Annotated in this window: 18 protein-coding genes; 9 read left to right on the top strand and 9 right to left on the bottom strand. The window is 68.2% G+C overall.

The window, feature by feature from the left end; genetic code table 11:
- Nucleotides 1-235: 235 nt before the first annotated feature.
- Both G6039_RS30810 and G6039_RS30805 read left to right on the top strand, forming a co-directional pair.
- Nucleotides 236-406, top strand: coding sequence for a hypothetical protein (locus G6039_RS30810; protein WP_231385998.1), 171 nt, complete (start codon nucleotides 236-238; stop codon nucleotides 404-406).
- A gap of 25 nt (nucleotides 407-431) precedes the next feature.
- A complete protein-coding gene (locus tag G6039_RS30805) occupies nucleotides 432-605 on the top strand; it encodes a hypothetical protein (RefSeq protein WP_006942037.1) in 174 nt (57 codons plus the stop codon).
- A 57-nt stretch (nucleotides 606-662) separates the two neighbouring features.
- Here G6039_RS30805 and G6039_RS23605 read toward each other — a convergent pair whose 3' ends face one another.
- The 5 genes from G6039_RS23605 to G6039_RS23585 form a co-directional block, all read right to left on the bottom strand.
- Nucleotides 663-1,502 carry an HpcH/HpaI aldolase/citrate lyase family protein gene (locus G6039_RS23605; RefSeq protein WP_043802252.1) on the bottom strand — a complete coding sequence of 280 codons (840 nt, stop codon included), beginning with the start codon at nucleotides 1,500-1,502 and terminating at the stop codon, nucleotides 663-665.
- A 27-nt stretch (nucleotides 1,503-1,529) separates the two neighbouring features.
- Nucleotides 1,530-2,318 (bottom strand): SDR family oxidoreductase, encoded by a 789-nt coding sequence (locus G6039_RS23600; RefSeq protein WP_043802255.1) that lies wholly within the window; start codon nucleotides 2,316-2,318, stop codon nucleotides 1,530-1,532.
- Between the two features lie 90 nt (nucleotides 2,319-2,408).
- Nucleotides 2,409-3,770 (bottom strand): MFS transporter, encoded by a 1,362-nt coding sequence (locus G6039_RS23595; protein WP_006942028.1) that lies wholly within the window; start codon nucleotides 3,768-3,770, stop codon nucleotides 2,409-2,411.
- Nucleotides 3,771-3,808: 38 nt separating this feature from the next.
- The gene (locus G6039_RS23590) at nucleotides 3,809-4,813 is read right to left on the bottom strand and encodes an alcohol dehydrogenase catalytic domain-containing protein (protein ID WP_043802259.1); all 1,005 of its coding nucleotides are present in this window, start codon (nucleotides 4,811-4,813) and stop codon (nucleotides 3,809-3,811) included.
- 132 nt (nucleotides 4,814-4,945) lie between these two features.
- A complete protein-coding gene (locus tag G6039_RS23585; RefSeq protein WP_006942026.1) occupies nucleotides 4,946-5,482 on the bottom strand; it encodes a 2,4'-dihydroxyacetophenone dioxygenase family protein in 537 nt (178 codons plus the stop codon).
- A 250-nt stretch (nucleotides 5,483-5,732) separates the two neighbouring features.
- Here G6039_RS23585 and G6039_RS23580 point away from each other — a divergent pair, with 250 nt between their 5' ends.
- Nucleotides 5,733-6,794, top strand: a complete 1,062-nt coding sequence (locus G6039_RS23580; RefSeq protein ID WP_043802262.1) for a LacI family DNA-binding transcriptional regulator — start codon at nucleotides 5,733-5,735, stop codon at nucleotides 6,792-6,794.
- A 266-nt stretch (nucleotides 6,795-7,060) separates the two neighbouring features.
- On the top strand, nucleotides 7,061-7,726 hold the full coding sequence (locus G6039_RS23575; RefSeq protein WP_006942023.1) for a GAP family protein: 666 nt from the start codon (nucleotides 7,061-7,063) through the stop codon (nucleotides 7,724-7,726).
- A 115-nt stretch (nucleotides 7,727-7,841) separates the two neighbouring features.
- On the opposite strand, the gene G6039_RS23570 is transcribed toward G6039_RS23575, so the two are convergent.
- The 3 genes from G6039_RS23570 to G6039_RS23560 all read right to left on the bottom strand — a co-directional run bounded on the left by G6039_RS23570 (nucleotide 7,842) and on the right by G6039_RS23560 (nucleotide 10,398).
- Entirely contained in the window at nucleotides 7,842-8,957 is a 1,116-nt protein-coding gene (locus tag G6039_RS23570) for a nitroreductase/quinone reductase family protein (protein WP_152103850.1), read from the bottom strand.
- Nucleotides 8,951-9,166: an SRPBCC family protein gene (locus tag G6039_RS23565; RefSeq protein ID WP_006942019.1), complete on the bottom strand. Its 216-nt coding sequence runs from the start codon at nucleotides 9,164-9,166 to the stop codon at nucleotides 8,951-8,953. Before G6039_RS23565 ends, G6039_RS23570 begins: the two co-directional genes overlap by 7 nt.
- A gap of 602 nt (nucleotides 9,167-9,768) precedes the next feature.
- Nucleotides 9,769-10,398, bottom strand: coding sequence for a TetR/AcrR family transcriptional regulator (locus G6039_RS23560; protein WP_235194115.1), 630 nt, complete (start codon nucleotides 10,396-10,398; stop codon nucleotides 9,769-9,771).
- Nucleotides 10,399-10,448: 50 nt separating this feature from the next.
- Between G6039_RS23560 and G6039_RS23555 the strand changes: the two genes are divergently transcribed.
- The 3 genes from G6039_RS23555 to G6039_RS23545 all read left to right on the top strand — a co-directional run bounded on the left by G6039_RS23555 (nucleotide 10,449) and on the right by G6039_RS23545 (nucleotide 12,858).
- Complete coding sequence (locus G6039_RS23555) at nucleotides 10,449-11,690, top strand: oxygenase MpaB family protein (RefSeq protein ID WP_043802265.1); 1,242 nt, start codon at nucleotides 10,449-10,451, stop codon at nucleotides 11,688-11,690.
- A gap of 131 nt (nucleotides 11,691-11,821) precedes the next feature.
- Complete coding sequence (locus tag G6039_RS23550; RefSeq protein WP_206531286.1) at nucleotides 11,822-12,370, top strand: GNAT family N-acetyltransferase; 549 nt, start codon at nucleotides 11,822-11,824, stop codon at nucleotides 12,368-12,370.
- A gap of 80 nt (nucleotides 12,371-12,450) precedes the next feature.
- Nucleotides 12,451-12,858, top strand: a complete 408-nt coding sequence (locus G6039_RS23545) for a hypothetical protein (RefSeq protein ID WP_006942012.1) — start codon at nucleotides 12,451-12,453, stop codon at nucleotides 12,856-12,858.
- Nucleotides 12,859-12,876: 18 nt separating this feature from the next.
- On the opposite strand, the gene G6039_RS23540 is transcribed toward G6039_RS23545, so the two are convergent.
- Nucleotides 12,877-13,557 (bottom strand): NUDIX hydrolase, encoded by a 681-nt coding sequence (locus G6039_RS23540; protein WP_043802267.1) that lies wholly within the window; start codon nucleotides 13,555-13,557, stop codon nucleotides 12,877-12,879.
- Between the two features lie 76 nt (nucleotides 13,558-13,633).
- Between G6039_RS23540 and G6039_RS23535 the strand changes: the two genes are divergently transcribed.
- Both G6039_RS23535 and G6039_RS23530 read left to right on the top strand, forming a co-directional pair.
- Nucleotides 13,634-14,632, top strand: a complete 999-nt coding sequence (locus G6039_RS23535) for an ADP-ribosylglycohydrolase family protein (protein ID WP_006942008.1) — start codon at nucleotides 13,634-13,636, stop codon at nucleotides 14,630-14,632.
- Nucleotides 14,629-15,138 (top strand): O-acetyl-ADP-ribose deacetylase, encoded by a 510-nt coding sequence (locus tag G6039_RS23530; protein ID WP_006942006.1) that lies wholly within the window; start codon nucleotides 14,629-14,631, stop codon nucleotides 15,136-15,138. The genes G6039_RS23535 and G6039_RS23530 overlap by 4 nt, the downstream gene beginning before the upstream one ends.
- The last annotated feature ends 167 nt before the right edge of the window (nucleotides 15,139-15,305 follow it).

Genomic DNA, 15,305 nt, shown 5'->3' with positions numbered 1-15,305 from the left:
AGCCCGACGTGGTTCACCCGCGACCTCGACACCACGGGACGGATCGAGACCGGTGTACTGATGGAGGTGGCGGTGCCGCGCTGATGGGAACCGACTCGTCGATCCTCGCCGACAGCACGCCGTCGCCACCGTCGGCCAACTCTTGGACGGCATCGCCTGCCGGGACCGAGGGTCGATCGCCCGGCGGTCGACCGGCCCACTCCTCGATGAGCTGCTGCCGGGCAGCAGCCAGCCCTTGTCCACAGGTCAGCACAGCCGGTACCACCCCGGTCTCGGCGGGGCGCCCATTGCCGTCGTCGAGGACGACGTTGCCGTGGTGCTCGGCGCCACCGACGAATCCGCCGAGCGTGCACCGAGGCCGGTCACGGCCGTGCTGGTCGCATCCTCCTCCGCGCCTCGAACGTGACGCTGGGACGATCCCACCGTGATCCTTGGACCGACGCGCGGACAACACGGTCGCGGACGCGGTCGCCGAACCGGCCGAGTGGGACCGGAATGCCTGGCCGTGGATCGCCGACGACTGCGCGCTGTGGTGCGGTCTGCATCTGCGAGCTCGCCATCCCGAACTCGTCCGCCGGTACTGGGTGCTGTCTCCGTTGTCATGACACCCACCGCCGCTGAGTGCTGCCGACTGGGTTCTCGTCACGCCTGTCCCATTATCCTCACGATCGAGCGAAGACGGAGGCGAGGCGGTGGATCGCTCGGGATCGGGCCAGCCGGGGGATGTCGCTCCCGTCTCTGACACGGGTGCCGTCCGCGCCGAGTTGGTCGATGACGTCGCGGGCCCAGTCGATGTCGGTCGGGGTAGGGCTCAGGGCGCGGTTGATGACGGGGGCCTGCTCGGGGTGCATGCACAGCTTGCCCGACAAACCCATGGTGCGGGACACGGCGAGCGCGTCGGTGAGCGCGTCCTCGGCGGTGGTGAGTGTGGGGCCGTCGATGGGGCCGGGCAGTCCCGCTGCTCGGCTCGCTACCACCAGTCGTCCCCGCGCGTAGGACAGGGCCGGTGCTAGATCGGCTGCCCCGGTGTCGCGGCGGAAGTCGCCGCTACCGAAGGCGAGCCGGAAAGTTGGTTCTGTGGAAGCGATGTCGTAGGCGCGTTCGATGCCGAGTGCCGACTCGACGAGTGCCAGGACGGGGGTGCCGGCAGGTAATCGTATGAAGGTGTCGGTGACCTGTTCTGCCGATTCGCATTTGGCGAGCATCACGCCCAGCAGTCCGGGTGCTCCATCGAGTGCGTCGAGGTCGTGGTTCCAGTCCTCGCTTCCGGCGGGGTTGATTCGGACCCAGCCGGTGCCGCCGCGAGTGAGCCACAGGTAGAGGGCTTCTCGTGCCGCGGGTCTCGCGGAGGGGACGACACCGTCTTCGAGGTCGTAGATGACGGCGTCCGCCACTCCGGTGCACGTGTCACCGAGGTGCCGGCTGTGGGCTGCGGATACGAGCAACCACGATCGGGCATCGGTGGCGGGGACGACGGGATGGTCCGGGGGCATCGGTGCCATGGGCGGTCCTCCAGGTAGTCGCTGTTGTTATCGGGACAGCCATCCACCGTCGACGGACAGGGCGGTGCCGGTGACGTAGGCGGACGCGGCCGAGGCGAGGAAGACGACCGCGCCGGCGAGGCCTTCCGGCCGTCCCCAGGTGCCGGTGGGGATGCGACGCAGCATGTTCTCGGCCCGGGTGGGGTCGTCGCGGTGGGCGGCGGTGAATTCGGTTTCCATGTAGCCCGGGGCGATCGCGTTGACGCGGATGTGGTGGGCCGCCCACTCGTTTGCCAAAGCGCGCGTCAAGCCGAGGATTCCGTGTTTGGAGGCGGCGTAGGACGGGACCTCCATTCCGCCCTGGAACGAGTTGACCGATGCGATGTTGATGATGCTGGCGGCGGCGTTGTCGTCGAGGGCGGACCGCGCGAAGGCCTGGCTGAGTAGGAAGGGGGTAGTGAGGTTGAGGTCGAGCACCGCCGACCAGTCCGAGGGTGTGGTTTCGGTCGCGGGACCACGGCGGATGATGCCGGCGTTGTTGACCAGGATCGTCGGGTGCGGGAACTCGGTCTTGGCCCAGGAGAAGAGTTCTGCCGCCGATTCGGGGGTCAGGCCGCTGAGGTCGGCGGTGCGGGTCGCGCAGCGGACTCCCCGGGCGCGCACTTCCTTGGCGACCTGATCGAGTTCCCCGATGTCGACGGCGACGATGTCGGCTCCGGCCTCCGCGAGTGCGATGGCGAGCGCGCGGCCCAAACCGCGCGATGCCCCGGTCACGATGGCCGCGTTGCCGTCGAGTCGGAACAGGTCCAGGACCGGGGTGTGGACGGGTGCGTTCATGCGAGAGCTCTTTCTGCTCGGATCGGGAGACGAGACCTTTTGGCCGGGCCGGTGTGCGGGTGAGCGCCGCACACCGGCCCGGCGGCGTTGTCAGTTCCGGGTGGCCTCGTCGAGGACCCGGTCGTGGACGAGGGAGGTGCGGGCGGTTTCCTTCGCGGCGATCACGGCGATGATGGTGATCACGGCCAGGATGGCGAGGTAGATGCTGACCGCGATCGTGTTCTTCTCCTCGACGGTTCCCAGCAGTGAGACTGCGATGACGGGGGCCAGACCGCCGGCGAACACCGAGGCGAGTTGGTAGCCGAGGGAGGCGCCGCTGTATCGGACGCTGGTGCCGAACAACTCGGAGAACATCGCCGCCTGTGGCGCGTACATCAGTGTGGTGAAGATCAGGCCGATGAAGATGGCCGCCGCGATGATGGTCTGGTTGCCGGTGTCGATGAGGGGGAAGAACACGAATCCCCATATGCCGGCGCCGAGTGCGCCGGTGAAGTAGAGGGGTCGACGGCCGACTCGGTCGGACAGGGCGCCGATGAGCGGCGTGAGGAAGAACTGGGCGACGGAGGCGATGAGCACACCGGCGATCGCGGCACTCTTGGGCATATCCAGGTAGGTGACCATGTAGGTCATCACCACGACGGTGAAGATGTAGTACGAGGTGTTCTCCACCAGTCTCAGTCCCATGGCGATGAGCACCTCGCGCGGGTACTTGCGCAGGACTTCGATGATGGGGGCGTGTTCGCTCTTGTGGTTTTCGAGGGCCCTCTTGTTTTCGGCGAAGACGGGGGATTCCTCGATGCTCAGACGGATCCAGAGACCGATCAGGACCAGTACTGCACTGAGCAGGAAGGGAACTCGCCATCCCCAGGAATCGAAGGTTTCGTCGCTCTGGACCAACGCCAGCACCCAGAGAACCACCGCGGAGAGGAGGTTTCCGAGAGGAACGCCGGCCTGGGTCCACGAGGTCCAGAATCCGCGACGATCGTTGTCGCCGTGTTCGGCGGCCATGAGCACTGCTCCGCCCCATTCGCCTCCGACGGCGAAGCCCTGCAGTAGCCGGCAGCCGATGAGCAGCATTGGTGCGGCGATGCCGATGCTCGCGAAGGTCGGCAGCAATCCGATGGCGAAGGTCGCGGCGCCCATCATGAGCAGGCTGACGACCAGCATCTTCTTGCGGCCGAGTTTGTCGCCGTAGTGACCGAAGACGATGCCGCCGAGCGGTCGGGCGAAGAATCCCACCGCGAAGGTCGCGAACGCGAGCAGGGTGGCCGTGGCAGGTTCGCTGTCGGGGAAGAACAGGGGCCCGAAGACGAGCGCGGCGGCGGAGCCGTAGAGGAAGAAGTCGTACCATTCGACGGCTGTGCCGATCATGCTGGCGAAGGCGACCTTGACGATCGACGTGCGCCCGGCCGCGTGAGTAGCTGGTTCGACAGCGACATCGGAACTGGACATGGCGTGGCCTTTCGGGACAGGGGTGGGGTCCGGTGTGGTCATGGGACGAGCACGACCTTCATGTCGTGGCCGGCCGCGGCACGTTCGAGTGCCGAAGCCGCGTCAGTGAGGGGAATCTCGGTCACCAGCTGCGGCCACGGTGTCGGGTCGACGGCCATGGCGGTGGCAGCGGCCCGGTAGTCGACCTTGGTCGATCCGTAGCTGCCTTGCAGGCGAATCTCCTTGCGGGTGACGGCGTTGAAGTCGACCGGTCCGGTGCGGGCGAACAGGCCGACGACGGAGATGGGGCTGCCGGGGAGGACGGCAGCGATGGCGGCGTCGAGTGCCGCGGTCGAACCGGAGGCGTCGACCCAGGCGGTAGGGGTGAACGGCAGCTCGTCCCGTCCGGCGATCACGGTGCGCAGACCGAGGGAACGGGCGAGCGGCAATCGCCCGTTCTCGTCGTTGTCGACTCCTGAAAGTACGACATCGTGGCCTCGCTGGGCGAGGACGAGAGCAGCCATCGTGCCGATCGGTCCGGGTCCGGAGACCACCACCTGGGTGGGGCCCTCGCCGGCGTTCTCGATGTGCGCGACAGCGCGGCAGGCGACCGAGAGTGGTTCGGTCAGGGCCAGTGTCGACGCCGGCAGGTCGCGGTCCACCTCGACCAGGCGGACCTCGGAGACGACGAACGATTCGGCGGCGGCGCCGTCGAAGGACAGCCCGAGGACAGTGCGTTGGGGACAGATCTGGCGGAAGCCGCGCTCGCACAGCGTGCATACCCCACAGCCGTCGATCGCCACGGGCACCACTCGCTTGCCGAGCCAGTTCGGGTCGACACCATCACCGAGAGCTTCGACGCATCCGACCGCCTCGTGTCCGAGCACTACCGGGGGGCGGATCCATTCATAGCCGGTGTCGTGACGCCAGGCGTGCACGTCGCTGCCGCACAGGCCGCAGGCCTCGGTGCGAACCCGCACCTGTCCCGGGCCCGGTTCGGGCTTGGGCAAATTCTGCACGCGGACGTCGCAGGGGATGGCACTTTTCTTGGTGAGAGCTCGCATGGGGAACCTGTACTTTCGCCCGCGGGCGGGCTCAGGGCTGAAAGAGGGTGAGATGCCGGCGGACACCGCCCCCGCGTGCGTAGAGCACTCGGTGTGGTTGCACCAGGCCGGGCGGTGTCCGCCGGAGCGGCGTCAGCGGATGAAGCGGTCGACGTAGTCGGCGCCGAGACCGACCGTCTCGTAGTGGGCGCGGGCCTTGTCGATCTTGCTGAAGACGTCCTCGATGCCGACGGTGTTGCCGTCGACGTCGACGTAGATGTAGGCGCCGCTCACGTGGAACAGGGTGGCCATCTCGGTCACGTCTTCGGGGACCTCGAGGGTGTGGATGTCGCCGGGCGGCTCGAAGGCGTAGGTGCCCTCTTCGGCCCACCAGTCGTATTCGAGGTAGTGCCAACGGCCGCGCAGGGTGAACGCGTGCACCGCGCCGGCGTGCCGGTGGCGGGACAGGATTCCCGAGCGGCGTACTCGCAGGATGTTCACGAAGTAGCCCTGGCTCGCCGACAGCACCAGCGGGCGGAACTCGACGTCCTGGGACTGGGGGACCCACAGCCGTTCGTCGCAGTCGAGGTCCAGGGCACCCGGAACGATCAGGTCGTCACTCATGCCATACGGCTTGGGCCCCGTGTACGCGACCGCGGCCTCGTCCCTCATCTCAACGGTGGAACTCATGATGCTCTCCTTTCGCTTAATCGCATAAGTTACGGTACAGCCCTGTGTTTCAGCGCACAAGCCCCAAAGATGTCGGGGAGGTATTACGCGTCCACCTGGTCATATGCGGGTGGCGTCGCGTTCGTATGGGGCGACTCGAGTCCGCCATACCGGTAAGTCAATCTGATTAACCGAATCAGTCGGACCTGGGCGCACGCCGTGGCAGGAAGTCCCGGCCTGTGCCGAGTGCTTAACCGACTAAGCTTTCGGTATGGCTGATGTCTCCCACCCCCAGAGCGGGGGCCGTCCCCGCGGAGGGCGTCCTCGCCGAGTGACGATGAGCGATGTCGCTCGTCGGGCAGGGGTGTCCTCGGCAGCAGTCTCCTACGCGCTCAGTGGGGCGCCGGGGGTGAGCGAGGAGCGACGTCAACGGATCCTCGCCATCGCCGAAGAAATGGGATTTCGGCCCAGCAGAATCGCCCGGGAGCTTCGCGCCGGTACCACGAAAGCCATCGGACTGCTCCTCGCCGACATCGCCAACCCCTTCTACACCGAGGTCGCCGGCGGTGTGGTCGCTGCCGCCGCCGAAGAAGGCTACGAGGTGTTCGTCTCCCATGTCGGCGTGGATGGCTCCCGCCAGGCCGATGTCGCACTGGCCCAGGTCGATCGAAACTGCAGCGGCCTGATCTTCACCTCGCTCGTCGCCGACGACAAGCCGCTCCTCGACAAGCTCCGGCACGAGAACATCCCCGTGGTGCAGCTCTATCGCAAGGTCGAGGACGAGCCCTCCGACTGGGTCGGCATCGACGACTATTCCGCCTCGTTCGAAATGGCTTCCCACGCCGTCGCAACCGGCCGACGCAAAGTCGCGATCCTCGGCGGTCCCGACACGTCCAGTGTGTCCGTCAACCGCATGGCGGGATACCGCGACGCCCTCACCAAAGCAGGCCTGCAGGCGATCAACGAACCAGACCTGTGGGGCGAACTCACCCGCGCCTCCGGGGCGCTGCGCGCACGGGCGCTGTTCGCCGAACACCCCGAAACCGATGCGATCGTCTGCGGCAACGACCTGATCGCCCTCGGCGTTCTCGACGTCTGCCGAGAAATCGGCAAGCGCGTGCCCGAGGATGTGGCCTTGACCGGTTTCGACGACATGAGTTTCTCGAGCGCAGGCCCGTTGCAGCTGAGCACCGTGACGGTGCCGCGGGACCTGATGGGGCAACGAGCCGCCCGCATGCTCATCCAACGGATCACCGGCGACGAGAGTCCCCCACGCAACGAACTACTGCCCTACAGCATTCAGGTACGGGAAACGACCGCCCGCCGCGGATAGTTCGCTCAACCGGAGCGTCGTAGCGATCCGGTTGAGCGCTGCGCACCGCCGAATGGGCGAACCGATGCGCAGGCATGGCCGAACGAGGGCGAGGCGTGCTCGATACGTCGTTGGAAGGGCAGCCGTCCCGGTACGGGCCTGGTGGCTGCACCTGCGCACAACCCCCTTTCCTCAGGGACCGGAGAAGATCGCGTGCCTGTGCCGTCCCCACCGGATAGCTGAGGCGACTACCCTTCGTCGATGATCGGTACTCCGAGGAGTGACTCGTGACAGGCGCAATCGGGCAGTCCCTACCGATTGCGGTCGGCCTGCTGCTGGCCGCGATGCCGATGGTGATGCTGTCGGTGCTCCTGGTCACCAAGCGGCCGGTGAGCGTGTCGTACGCCTTCGTCGGTGGCTGGGTTGCGGGCCTGCTCGTCGTGGGCGCCGTGGTGCTCGCGGTGGCGGATGTGATCATGCTGGCCGACGAGCCCACCTGGTGGGCCGGTGCTGTGAAACTCGCGCTCGGGATCGTGCTGGTCCTGATGGCTGTCCGGAAGTGGCGGGCGCGGCCGCAGGCCGGAGAGGAGTCCACCGTGCCAGGGTGGATGGCGGCCGCACAGACCATGACCGCTCGACGGGCTCTGCGTCTGGGGTTTCTGTTTGCGGCGGCGAATCCGAAGAACCTCGCCCTGGTCGCGGCGGGCGCAGCGGTCATCGCGGACGCGACTGCGCGGGTGCTCGAGCAGGTCGTGGCGCTGGTTGTCTTCACGGTCGTGGCGAGCCTGGGCGTGGCCGCCCCGGCCGTGGTTCGGGGCGTGTTCACCGACCGCGCTGATCGCGCGCTCGCCGTGGCCGATGAGTGGATGACCCGGCACCACGCGGCGATCATGGCGGCGGTCCTGCTGATTCTGGGCGTGCTTCTGATCGGCAACGGGATCGCCGGGCTGTAGACGCCTGCCCTGAAGCTCCGTCGTCGGCAGGCTTGTTGCCGCCGGATCGATGCAACGACGTCGGCAATTCTGCACTGCGGTGGTGGTCTCCACGGTGGCGAGTTACGGGTTTGCGCTAGACGGTTTGGATGAGACGCAGGAGCGGAAGTACGCGATCGGTGCGGCGAAGATACCTGGCATAGTCGGGGGCGGTCTGCAGTATCCGCGGCCAGAACGCGGCTGCCTGCTGGGGTGTCAGCTCTTCGGCGCGAACCTGTTTCGTCTCGCCGTCGACCTCGACCTGCGCCTGGGGGTCGGCTTTGAGGTTGAAATACCAGCCCGGATGGGTTGGCAGCCCGCTGTTCGCTGCGACGACTATCAGGTCTGGGCCGTCCGGGAAGTACTGCAGTAGTACCGTGCGCGGCAGGCCGGAGCGTCGCCCACGGGTGGTGAGGATGAGCGCTCGGCGGTGCCACGGACGCACGATCCGGCCCCGGGTCCGTCGGATGAGCCATGCCCCGATCCCGACCGAACGGGTGTCGACGACGTGTTCGATGCGTGTCTCGAGCCGTTCGACGCGCCGGGCAGCACTGTTCGTGTGGTCGTTCGAATCGGAGTTGCGCAGCTCGGTGGCGAGCAGTCGTAAGGCGCTCCGGCGGATCAGGCCGCTGAAGGGACCGACGACGGTCCAATAGCGGCCGAACCGCCGTCTGCTCTCCGCATCGGTCACGGCGACGCGCGTTTCTACTGTGAGAATCGACGACTCGGCGCCGTATGGGGCGACTCTGAGGTTGAGCACGATCTTGGCAAAGCCCGGCTCTTCGAAGGTGGCGAAGCCATCCGGGCTGACGTTCGGACCGGACGAGGCGTCGGCAGCCGCCCACGGGCGACCGATCTGGCCGAGGACCATCTCGAGATTCGGTGCTTCTGCGAGCAGAACCCAGCCATGGTCGGTCATGTCCGTGAGCCGGAAGGTCGGTGCAGCGGCGGCAGCTACTCCCGGGCCGGTCCGGTGCGCGATGAGGCGTTGGGGGAGGGCGCGCAGACCGATGAGCGTCCGGATCAGCGGGGCCTGGAACAGGTCGAGCTGACGCGCGGCGCGGTAGCACGATCGGGGGTGGGCGCGGACGATGTCGGCGTGTGCGATGGAGTAGTCGTAGTGCGGTAGGAACTCATCGATCAGCATCGCTGACGCGGTCGTCGGGGCGGGCGCGGGGTGCGGCCGCGGGGCCGATTGCTCACCGGTCACCACGATGCCTTCGGCATCCCGGGTACCGGCGGCTGCGACGGGGACGTCACTGTGCAGCGGAAGCGGGTGCCGACACCGATCAGCCCATCGATGAGCTTGTTCGCACGTAGCATCCGCGGGGTGTAGGCAGGTTCGTTGCGCTTGTCTATGACGACGTCGAACACTTCCTCAACCGGCCGGTGGATGAGGATCTCCCCGGTGATGGTCGCCATGGTGCTCTCCTGTCGACCTTCTCGGATGCTTGGGAAACTACCTCGAATGATACGGCCGGCAACTCCAGTAGTTCGCAGAAGAACTCAGCGAACTACTGGGGCGCAGCGGTGTGGTCGCGGGTTCATATCCTCCGAATCGGTACTGTTCGCCGGCGAGGCGCAGCTTGCGGTCCTCGACCATCGGAGTCGCACGCCCCGAGGTGGCAGCCGTGACCGGCGCGCCGGCGTGGACGCGGCGACATGCCGGTCCAGCACCCGCACGCACGCCGCGTCCCGCGGTGGATCCACATTAACGGCATACCGACTGTGGATGCGGCTATCGGCCGAGCCGGCAACACCTGCCGACTGATAGCCGGCGACCCACCGCTCGAGTGTGCTCACCGACACGTGCAGCTCCTCGGCTTGGTGGCCATGGCGCCGATCGGAACATTCCGGCGTCGTCGCGACGGGACTACCGGTGTCCTGCACGTATCCGACCTCGACTTCGCCGGTCCGGGCACGATTCCTGTGTTGACCCCGAGGGACATCGAACCGCATCGAACTCGGACCGGTTTCATTCAGCTGCCTGATCGGTCGACGACAAGCGGGCGAGGTGTCGAGTGTCAGTCCAGCATTTCCTTGAGATAGGCGGTGATCATGGCCGTCAGCTGGTCCGCGATGACGTCCGGCTCGATGGGCGGCTGATCGAGCACGTAGCCGACCGCGACGTTCTCGACGGTGCGGACGAGCATCCACGCGATGGCCTCGGGATGCTCGATCGGGCGCCGGCCGGGATTGAAGCGCAGCCACATGGCCAGCAGCGCGTCGATGCGGTGTTCGAACGCGACCAGCCGGCTGTCCGGCGTGCGGGGGAGTTGCTCGATGAGCACGCGCAGCAGGCGGGGGTTCTCGCCGAGTGCCTCGAGCAGCACCCGCATGTTGGTTCGCACCGATTCGGTCCAGGTGGGGGCGTCGAGCGCACCGGTGAACACGTGCGAAATGCGAGCTTGCACCTCCTCGGTCCAGCGGTCGACGACTTCGGTCACGATGGCGTCCTTGCCGGGGAAGTACTGGTACAGCGATCCGGGGCTGATGCCCGCCGCGGCGGCGATCCGATTGGTGGAGGCGCCCTCGTATCCGTCGGCGAGCAGGACCTCCCGGCCGGCGGCGACGATGCGTTCGACCATCTCCTGCGAGCGGCGCTGCTGCGGTACGCGGCGCATCCGGCCCTGCTCCGCCGGTCTCACCGGCACCGTCCGGATGCGAATTGAACGCGAGTAATTGCTCGTGTAAGCATCGGCCCATGGTGGCACAGGAGATTCGACAGGACGCGCAGGCGGTGCGTTACCCGCACCGATACGTCGGCATCCGACCCAGAAACGAGCGCATCGGGCGGCCCCTGCGTGCCTACGCGCGGATCGGTGCCGTCGACGAGGAACTGCTCGACCGGATCGGCCGCCGGATGGTCGCCCGCGACGAGGTGGGCGCGGACCTGGTGCGCGCGATGCGCCGCCCCCGGACGGACGCCGAGCGGGTGACCATGGCGCAGTTCCATCGGGCGCTCGAGCACGGCCTCGACGCGGTGCCGGACGCGCCGGACGCACTGCGACGGTTCTTCGCCGTGGTCGATCACGTCCCCGAATGGGTGGACTTCGACCTGGTGGAGAAGGGTGCCCGGGCCTTCCGCCGGATGGGCCGCAGCCGCATCGACGTGCTGCTCCAGCTGTCGCTCATCGGCGGTTACCGGTTCGGTGGGCCGCCGGATCTGCTGGTCGAGACCGGGGGCCTGACCGGTTCGACCGCGATGCGACGCCTCGGCGAAACCCAGAAGTGGGGTACGGCGGTCGGCGAGCCCGGTGGGATGCGCCGGGACGGTGAGGGATTCAAGCTCACCGTGCACGTGCGCGCCATGCACGCGCTGATCAACCACCAGTTCGAGACCAACGGTCGATGGGACATCGAACGCTGGGGGCTGCCGATCAACCAGACCGACCAGGCGGCAACCCTGGGGCTGTTCAACGGCACGCTGCTGCTCGGCATGCGGGCGCTCGGCTACTTCGTCACCCGTGAGGAGTCCCGGGCGGTGATGCACCTGTGGAAATACGTCGGATGGCTCATGGGCATCGACGAGGACTGGCTGTTCGACACCGAACGCGAGCAGCACGTGTTCAACTACCACGTGCTGTTGGTGCAGGACGACGTCACGCCCGCGGGGGCCGCGCTGTCCGGGGCCCTCGTGGAGGGCCAGCGCACCCTCGACTACGGCCGGTTCGGCGACGTGCGCGGCCGGTACGAGCGGCAGCGCCTGCTGAGCATGCTCCGGTACTTCCTCGGCACGCAGAGCCTGCGGGAGCTGGGTCTGCCCGTCACCCCGGCATGGGCGGTTCCGCCGGTGGTGGTCAAGAACGTCGTCTTCTCCACAGTGGTCGCACGCACGCGCACCGGGAGGCGGTTCCTCGAGCGGCTCGGCGACCGGGCCGCACGGCGCGAACTCGCCTCGAAGTTCGGGGCGTCGAGGCCCGCCGTCGGCGCGCTGCCCGGCTGAGCTTTTCCCGGCCGCCCACCGGGGGCCGGATCGGTCGCGTCGTCCCGGTCGCTAGGCTTGTCCCGGCAAGCCGGACCGCCGGTCTCCAGCAGCTGCGGGCGGCGGTCGTCGAGTGGAGCGGGTGAAAGACGTTGACGGACTCCGGAGAGCTGAGCATCGGGCCCCTTGTGCGCCCGTCCGACGGCAGTGACGACACGGCGAAGGTGGTCGCCGACCTCGTCAATGCTGTCTATGCGGTCGCTGAGGAAGGCATGTGGCCGGAGGGAGCCACCCGGACCTCGGCGAGCGAGATCGCCGAATTGGCCGGTGCCGGCCGGCTCTTCGTCGCCTCGCTCGGCGACCGGATCGTGGGCTGCGTGAAGGTGGTGCAGCTCGACGCCCGCGTCGCCGAGTTCGGGATGCTCGCTGCCGATCCGGAGGTGCGGGGCGCCGGCATCGGCCGTGCCCTCGTGCGGTTCGCCGAGGCCCACGCGGCACGGCTCGGGAGCGAGATCATGCAGCTCGAGGTCATCCAGCCGAGAGACTTCGAGCACCCGTCGAAGGTGTTCCTGTCGCAGTGGTATCCGCGAATGGGGTACGTGCCGGTGCGGACGGACGGGCCCGAGGTCATGTACCCCGAACTGGTCCCGCTGCTCGCGGTCCCGTGCGACGTCGTCGTCTACCACAAGCGACTCGGCTGACCGGTCCGTCTCCGCGTGGCGCCCGGCGCGGGCGGCGGCGACGTGCTTCCATGGTCGGACGAGTTCCGCGAGGAGGCGAGATGACGAGCAACCGTATCGGCCGCCATGCCCGGCGCGCGGGAGCCACGCTGCTGCTGACGGCCGCGGCCGTCCTCGGTGCGTCCGGTCCGGCAGCGGCCCAGGACGAGTGGCCCGAGATTCCGTCCTATCCGACACCGATGGTGCCGTTCGAGACCAAGGACTTCCTCACCCCGGCGGACCTCGACTACTGGAATCCGCTGGTGAACCGGAATCGGCTCACGTCACCGTTCGGCACCGGCACCCGGATCGTCTGCGTCGGATTCCACGGCGTGACCACCGACTGCTGGCAGGCCGATCAGAACGGACAGCCGCACAAGCTGATCCGGCTGCCGGCCAATCTGCCGAACGTCACGGGTTCGAGTCTGCCGGGCGGTGGGCCGGGACACTTCGTCTACCCGATCCTCTGAATCCGCACCGCGGACATATCAGCCGGTGAACAACACCGCTGCCTGAGCCGGCAACCGCGCGCCGTCCTTGCGGCGGAACAGTTCCGCCGGCCGGCCGGCGCCCGGACTCGACATGCGCCCGGTGCTGACGAGAGCGTCGACCACGTGGCGGCGGAACGAATCCTTCTGCAGCGGAACGCCGAATATCACCTCGTACAACCGCCGCAGCTCGAGGACGGTGAACTCGTCGCCGAGCAGTCCGTCGGGATCCACGCGCTGCGCGTAGCGGGTTCGCAGATCCGCGACGGCCGCCGCCACCATCTCGGCATGGTCGAAGGCCAACGGCTGCTCGGCCTTTCCGTCGCGCACGCACACGAGGTGGGCGTCGCCCGGAAGGTCCTTGCGAGGCAACGCCGCGGCGTGGGCGATCGAGATCACCCATCCGCGCGGGTCCCGGTCGGGAGCGTCGAACACGCCGATCTGATGGAACCGGATGCCGGTGAGGCTCGTCTTGTCACGCAGTGCACGTCGGGCGGCGTCGGCGGCGCGTTCGCGTTCGTGGAGGAAGGTGCCGGGCAGGGCCAGGTCTCCGAGACTGTGCTCGACCACCAGCACTCGCAGTTCGCCGTCGGAGTAGGTCAACACGGCGATGTCCACCGCGGTCGAGGGGTGCGGGTACTCGGCCAGCTTCCGGCCCGCCCCGTCCGTCCAGTCGCTCACGGTTGCACTTTAGCGTGATTTTGATCTAAATTGATAGCGCAGATTTGATCGAAATGGTCGGCGGAGGGAGCGGGAAATGGCGTTGACGGCGCAGCAGTGTGACCGGGCGGTGGGGGTGCTTCTCGCGACGGCGGCAGGGGACGCCCTCGGTGCCGGCTACGAGTTCACTCATCCCACCGCCGACGCGGTGATCGACATGATCGGCGGGGGCGTGTTCGGCTGGGAACCGGGGGAGTGGACCGACGACACCGCGATGGCCGTCGCCGTCGCCGAGGTCGCGGCCACCGGCGTCGACCTCGGCGGCGCAGCAGGTCTCGACGCGGTGGCCGCGCAGTTCGTGCGGTGGTTCGACTCCGGCCCGAAGGACATCGGCAACCAGACCCGCGCCGTGCTCTCGCATCGCCCCGCCGGCGCCGCGGCGATGCAGGCCCGCGCCCGCGCGCTGACCGGTCGCAAGGGCGGCAACGGCGCCCTGATGCGGACCGCCCCGGTCGCCCTGTCCTATCTCGGCTCGGGCGACGCGGACGCTGCCGTCGCCGCCGCCGGGGAGGTGGCGCTGCTGACCCACGACGACCCGCAGGCGGTTCAGGCCTGCCGGCTGTGGACGTATGCGATCCGCCACGCCGTCCTGCACGGCACCTTCGACGGTGTCCGCGGCTACCTGCAGGTCTGTCCCGCCGACGTCGCCGGTTACTGGGCTCCGCTGCTCGACCGGGCCGAGCACGGCACGCCCGGCGACTTCGCGAACAACGGATGGACCGTCCACGCCCTGCAGACCGCGTGGTGGGCGATCAGCACCACCGACGATTCCGACGCCGGGCACCTGCAGCGTGCCCTCGAGGCCGCGGTCCGCGCCGGCGGTGACACCGACACCACCGCCGCCATCGCGGGCGGACTGCTCGGCGCCCGCTGGGGAGCCTCGGCGGTCCCCGATCGGTGGCGGCGCATCCTGCACGGCTGGCCCGGGCACACCGCGCACGACCTGAACCACCTGGCCACGGACGCCGCGCGGAAGGGATACGACCGCCGCGCCGCCGTCTCCGCTCACCCCACCGAACTCCAGGAGCAATCGTGACCCTGATCGACGTCGTCCACGGCGACATCACCACCCAGCGCGTCGACGCGATCGTCAACGCCGCCAAGTCCTCCCTCCTCGGCGGCGGCGGCGTCGACGGCGCCATCCATCACGCCGGCGGTCCGGAGATCCTCGCCGCCTGCAAGGCCCTGCGCGCGACGACGCTGCCCAACGGTCTGGACGTGGGCGCGGCGGTGGCCACCACCGCAGGAAAGCTCCCGGCGCGCTGGGTGATCCACACCGTCGGGCCGGTCTACTCGCCTCACGAGGACCGCTCGCACCTGCTGCGGTCGGCGTACACCCGCAGCCTTGCCGTCGCCGACACCCTCGGTGCCCGGACCGTCGCGTTCCCGTTGATCTCCGCCGGTGCCTACGGCTGGCCGAAGGAAGACGCGATCCGGCAGGCGGTCACCGCCCTCACCGCCGCCCGGACCGCGGTCGAGATCGTCACGCTCGTCGCGTACGACCGGAGCGTCGCCGAACTGATGCGCCGCACCCTGGCGTAAGGCGCTGGAGCCGGCGGCCGAATGTCACACGCGTTCAATTGGGGCTGACTCAGGTGGTCCATGCGACACGCTCCCTGACCAGGGGAGATGTCAGTGGGTCGAGCAGCACGAGAGGCGAAGAAGGCTAGGTTCTTCGCCATGCGCATGACGAAGGTGTCGATCGCCAA

The sequence above is a fragment of the Rhodococcus aetherivorans genome (assembly GCF_011058165.1).
GTDB classification, from domain to species: Bacteria; Actinomycetota; Actinomycetes; order Mycobacteriales; family Mycobacteriaceae; genus Rhodococcus; species Rhodococcus aetherivorans.
Note: the sequence above shows the minus strand (reverse complement) of the source record. Positions and strands in the feature narration are given on the sequence as shown.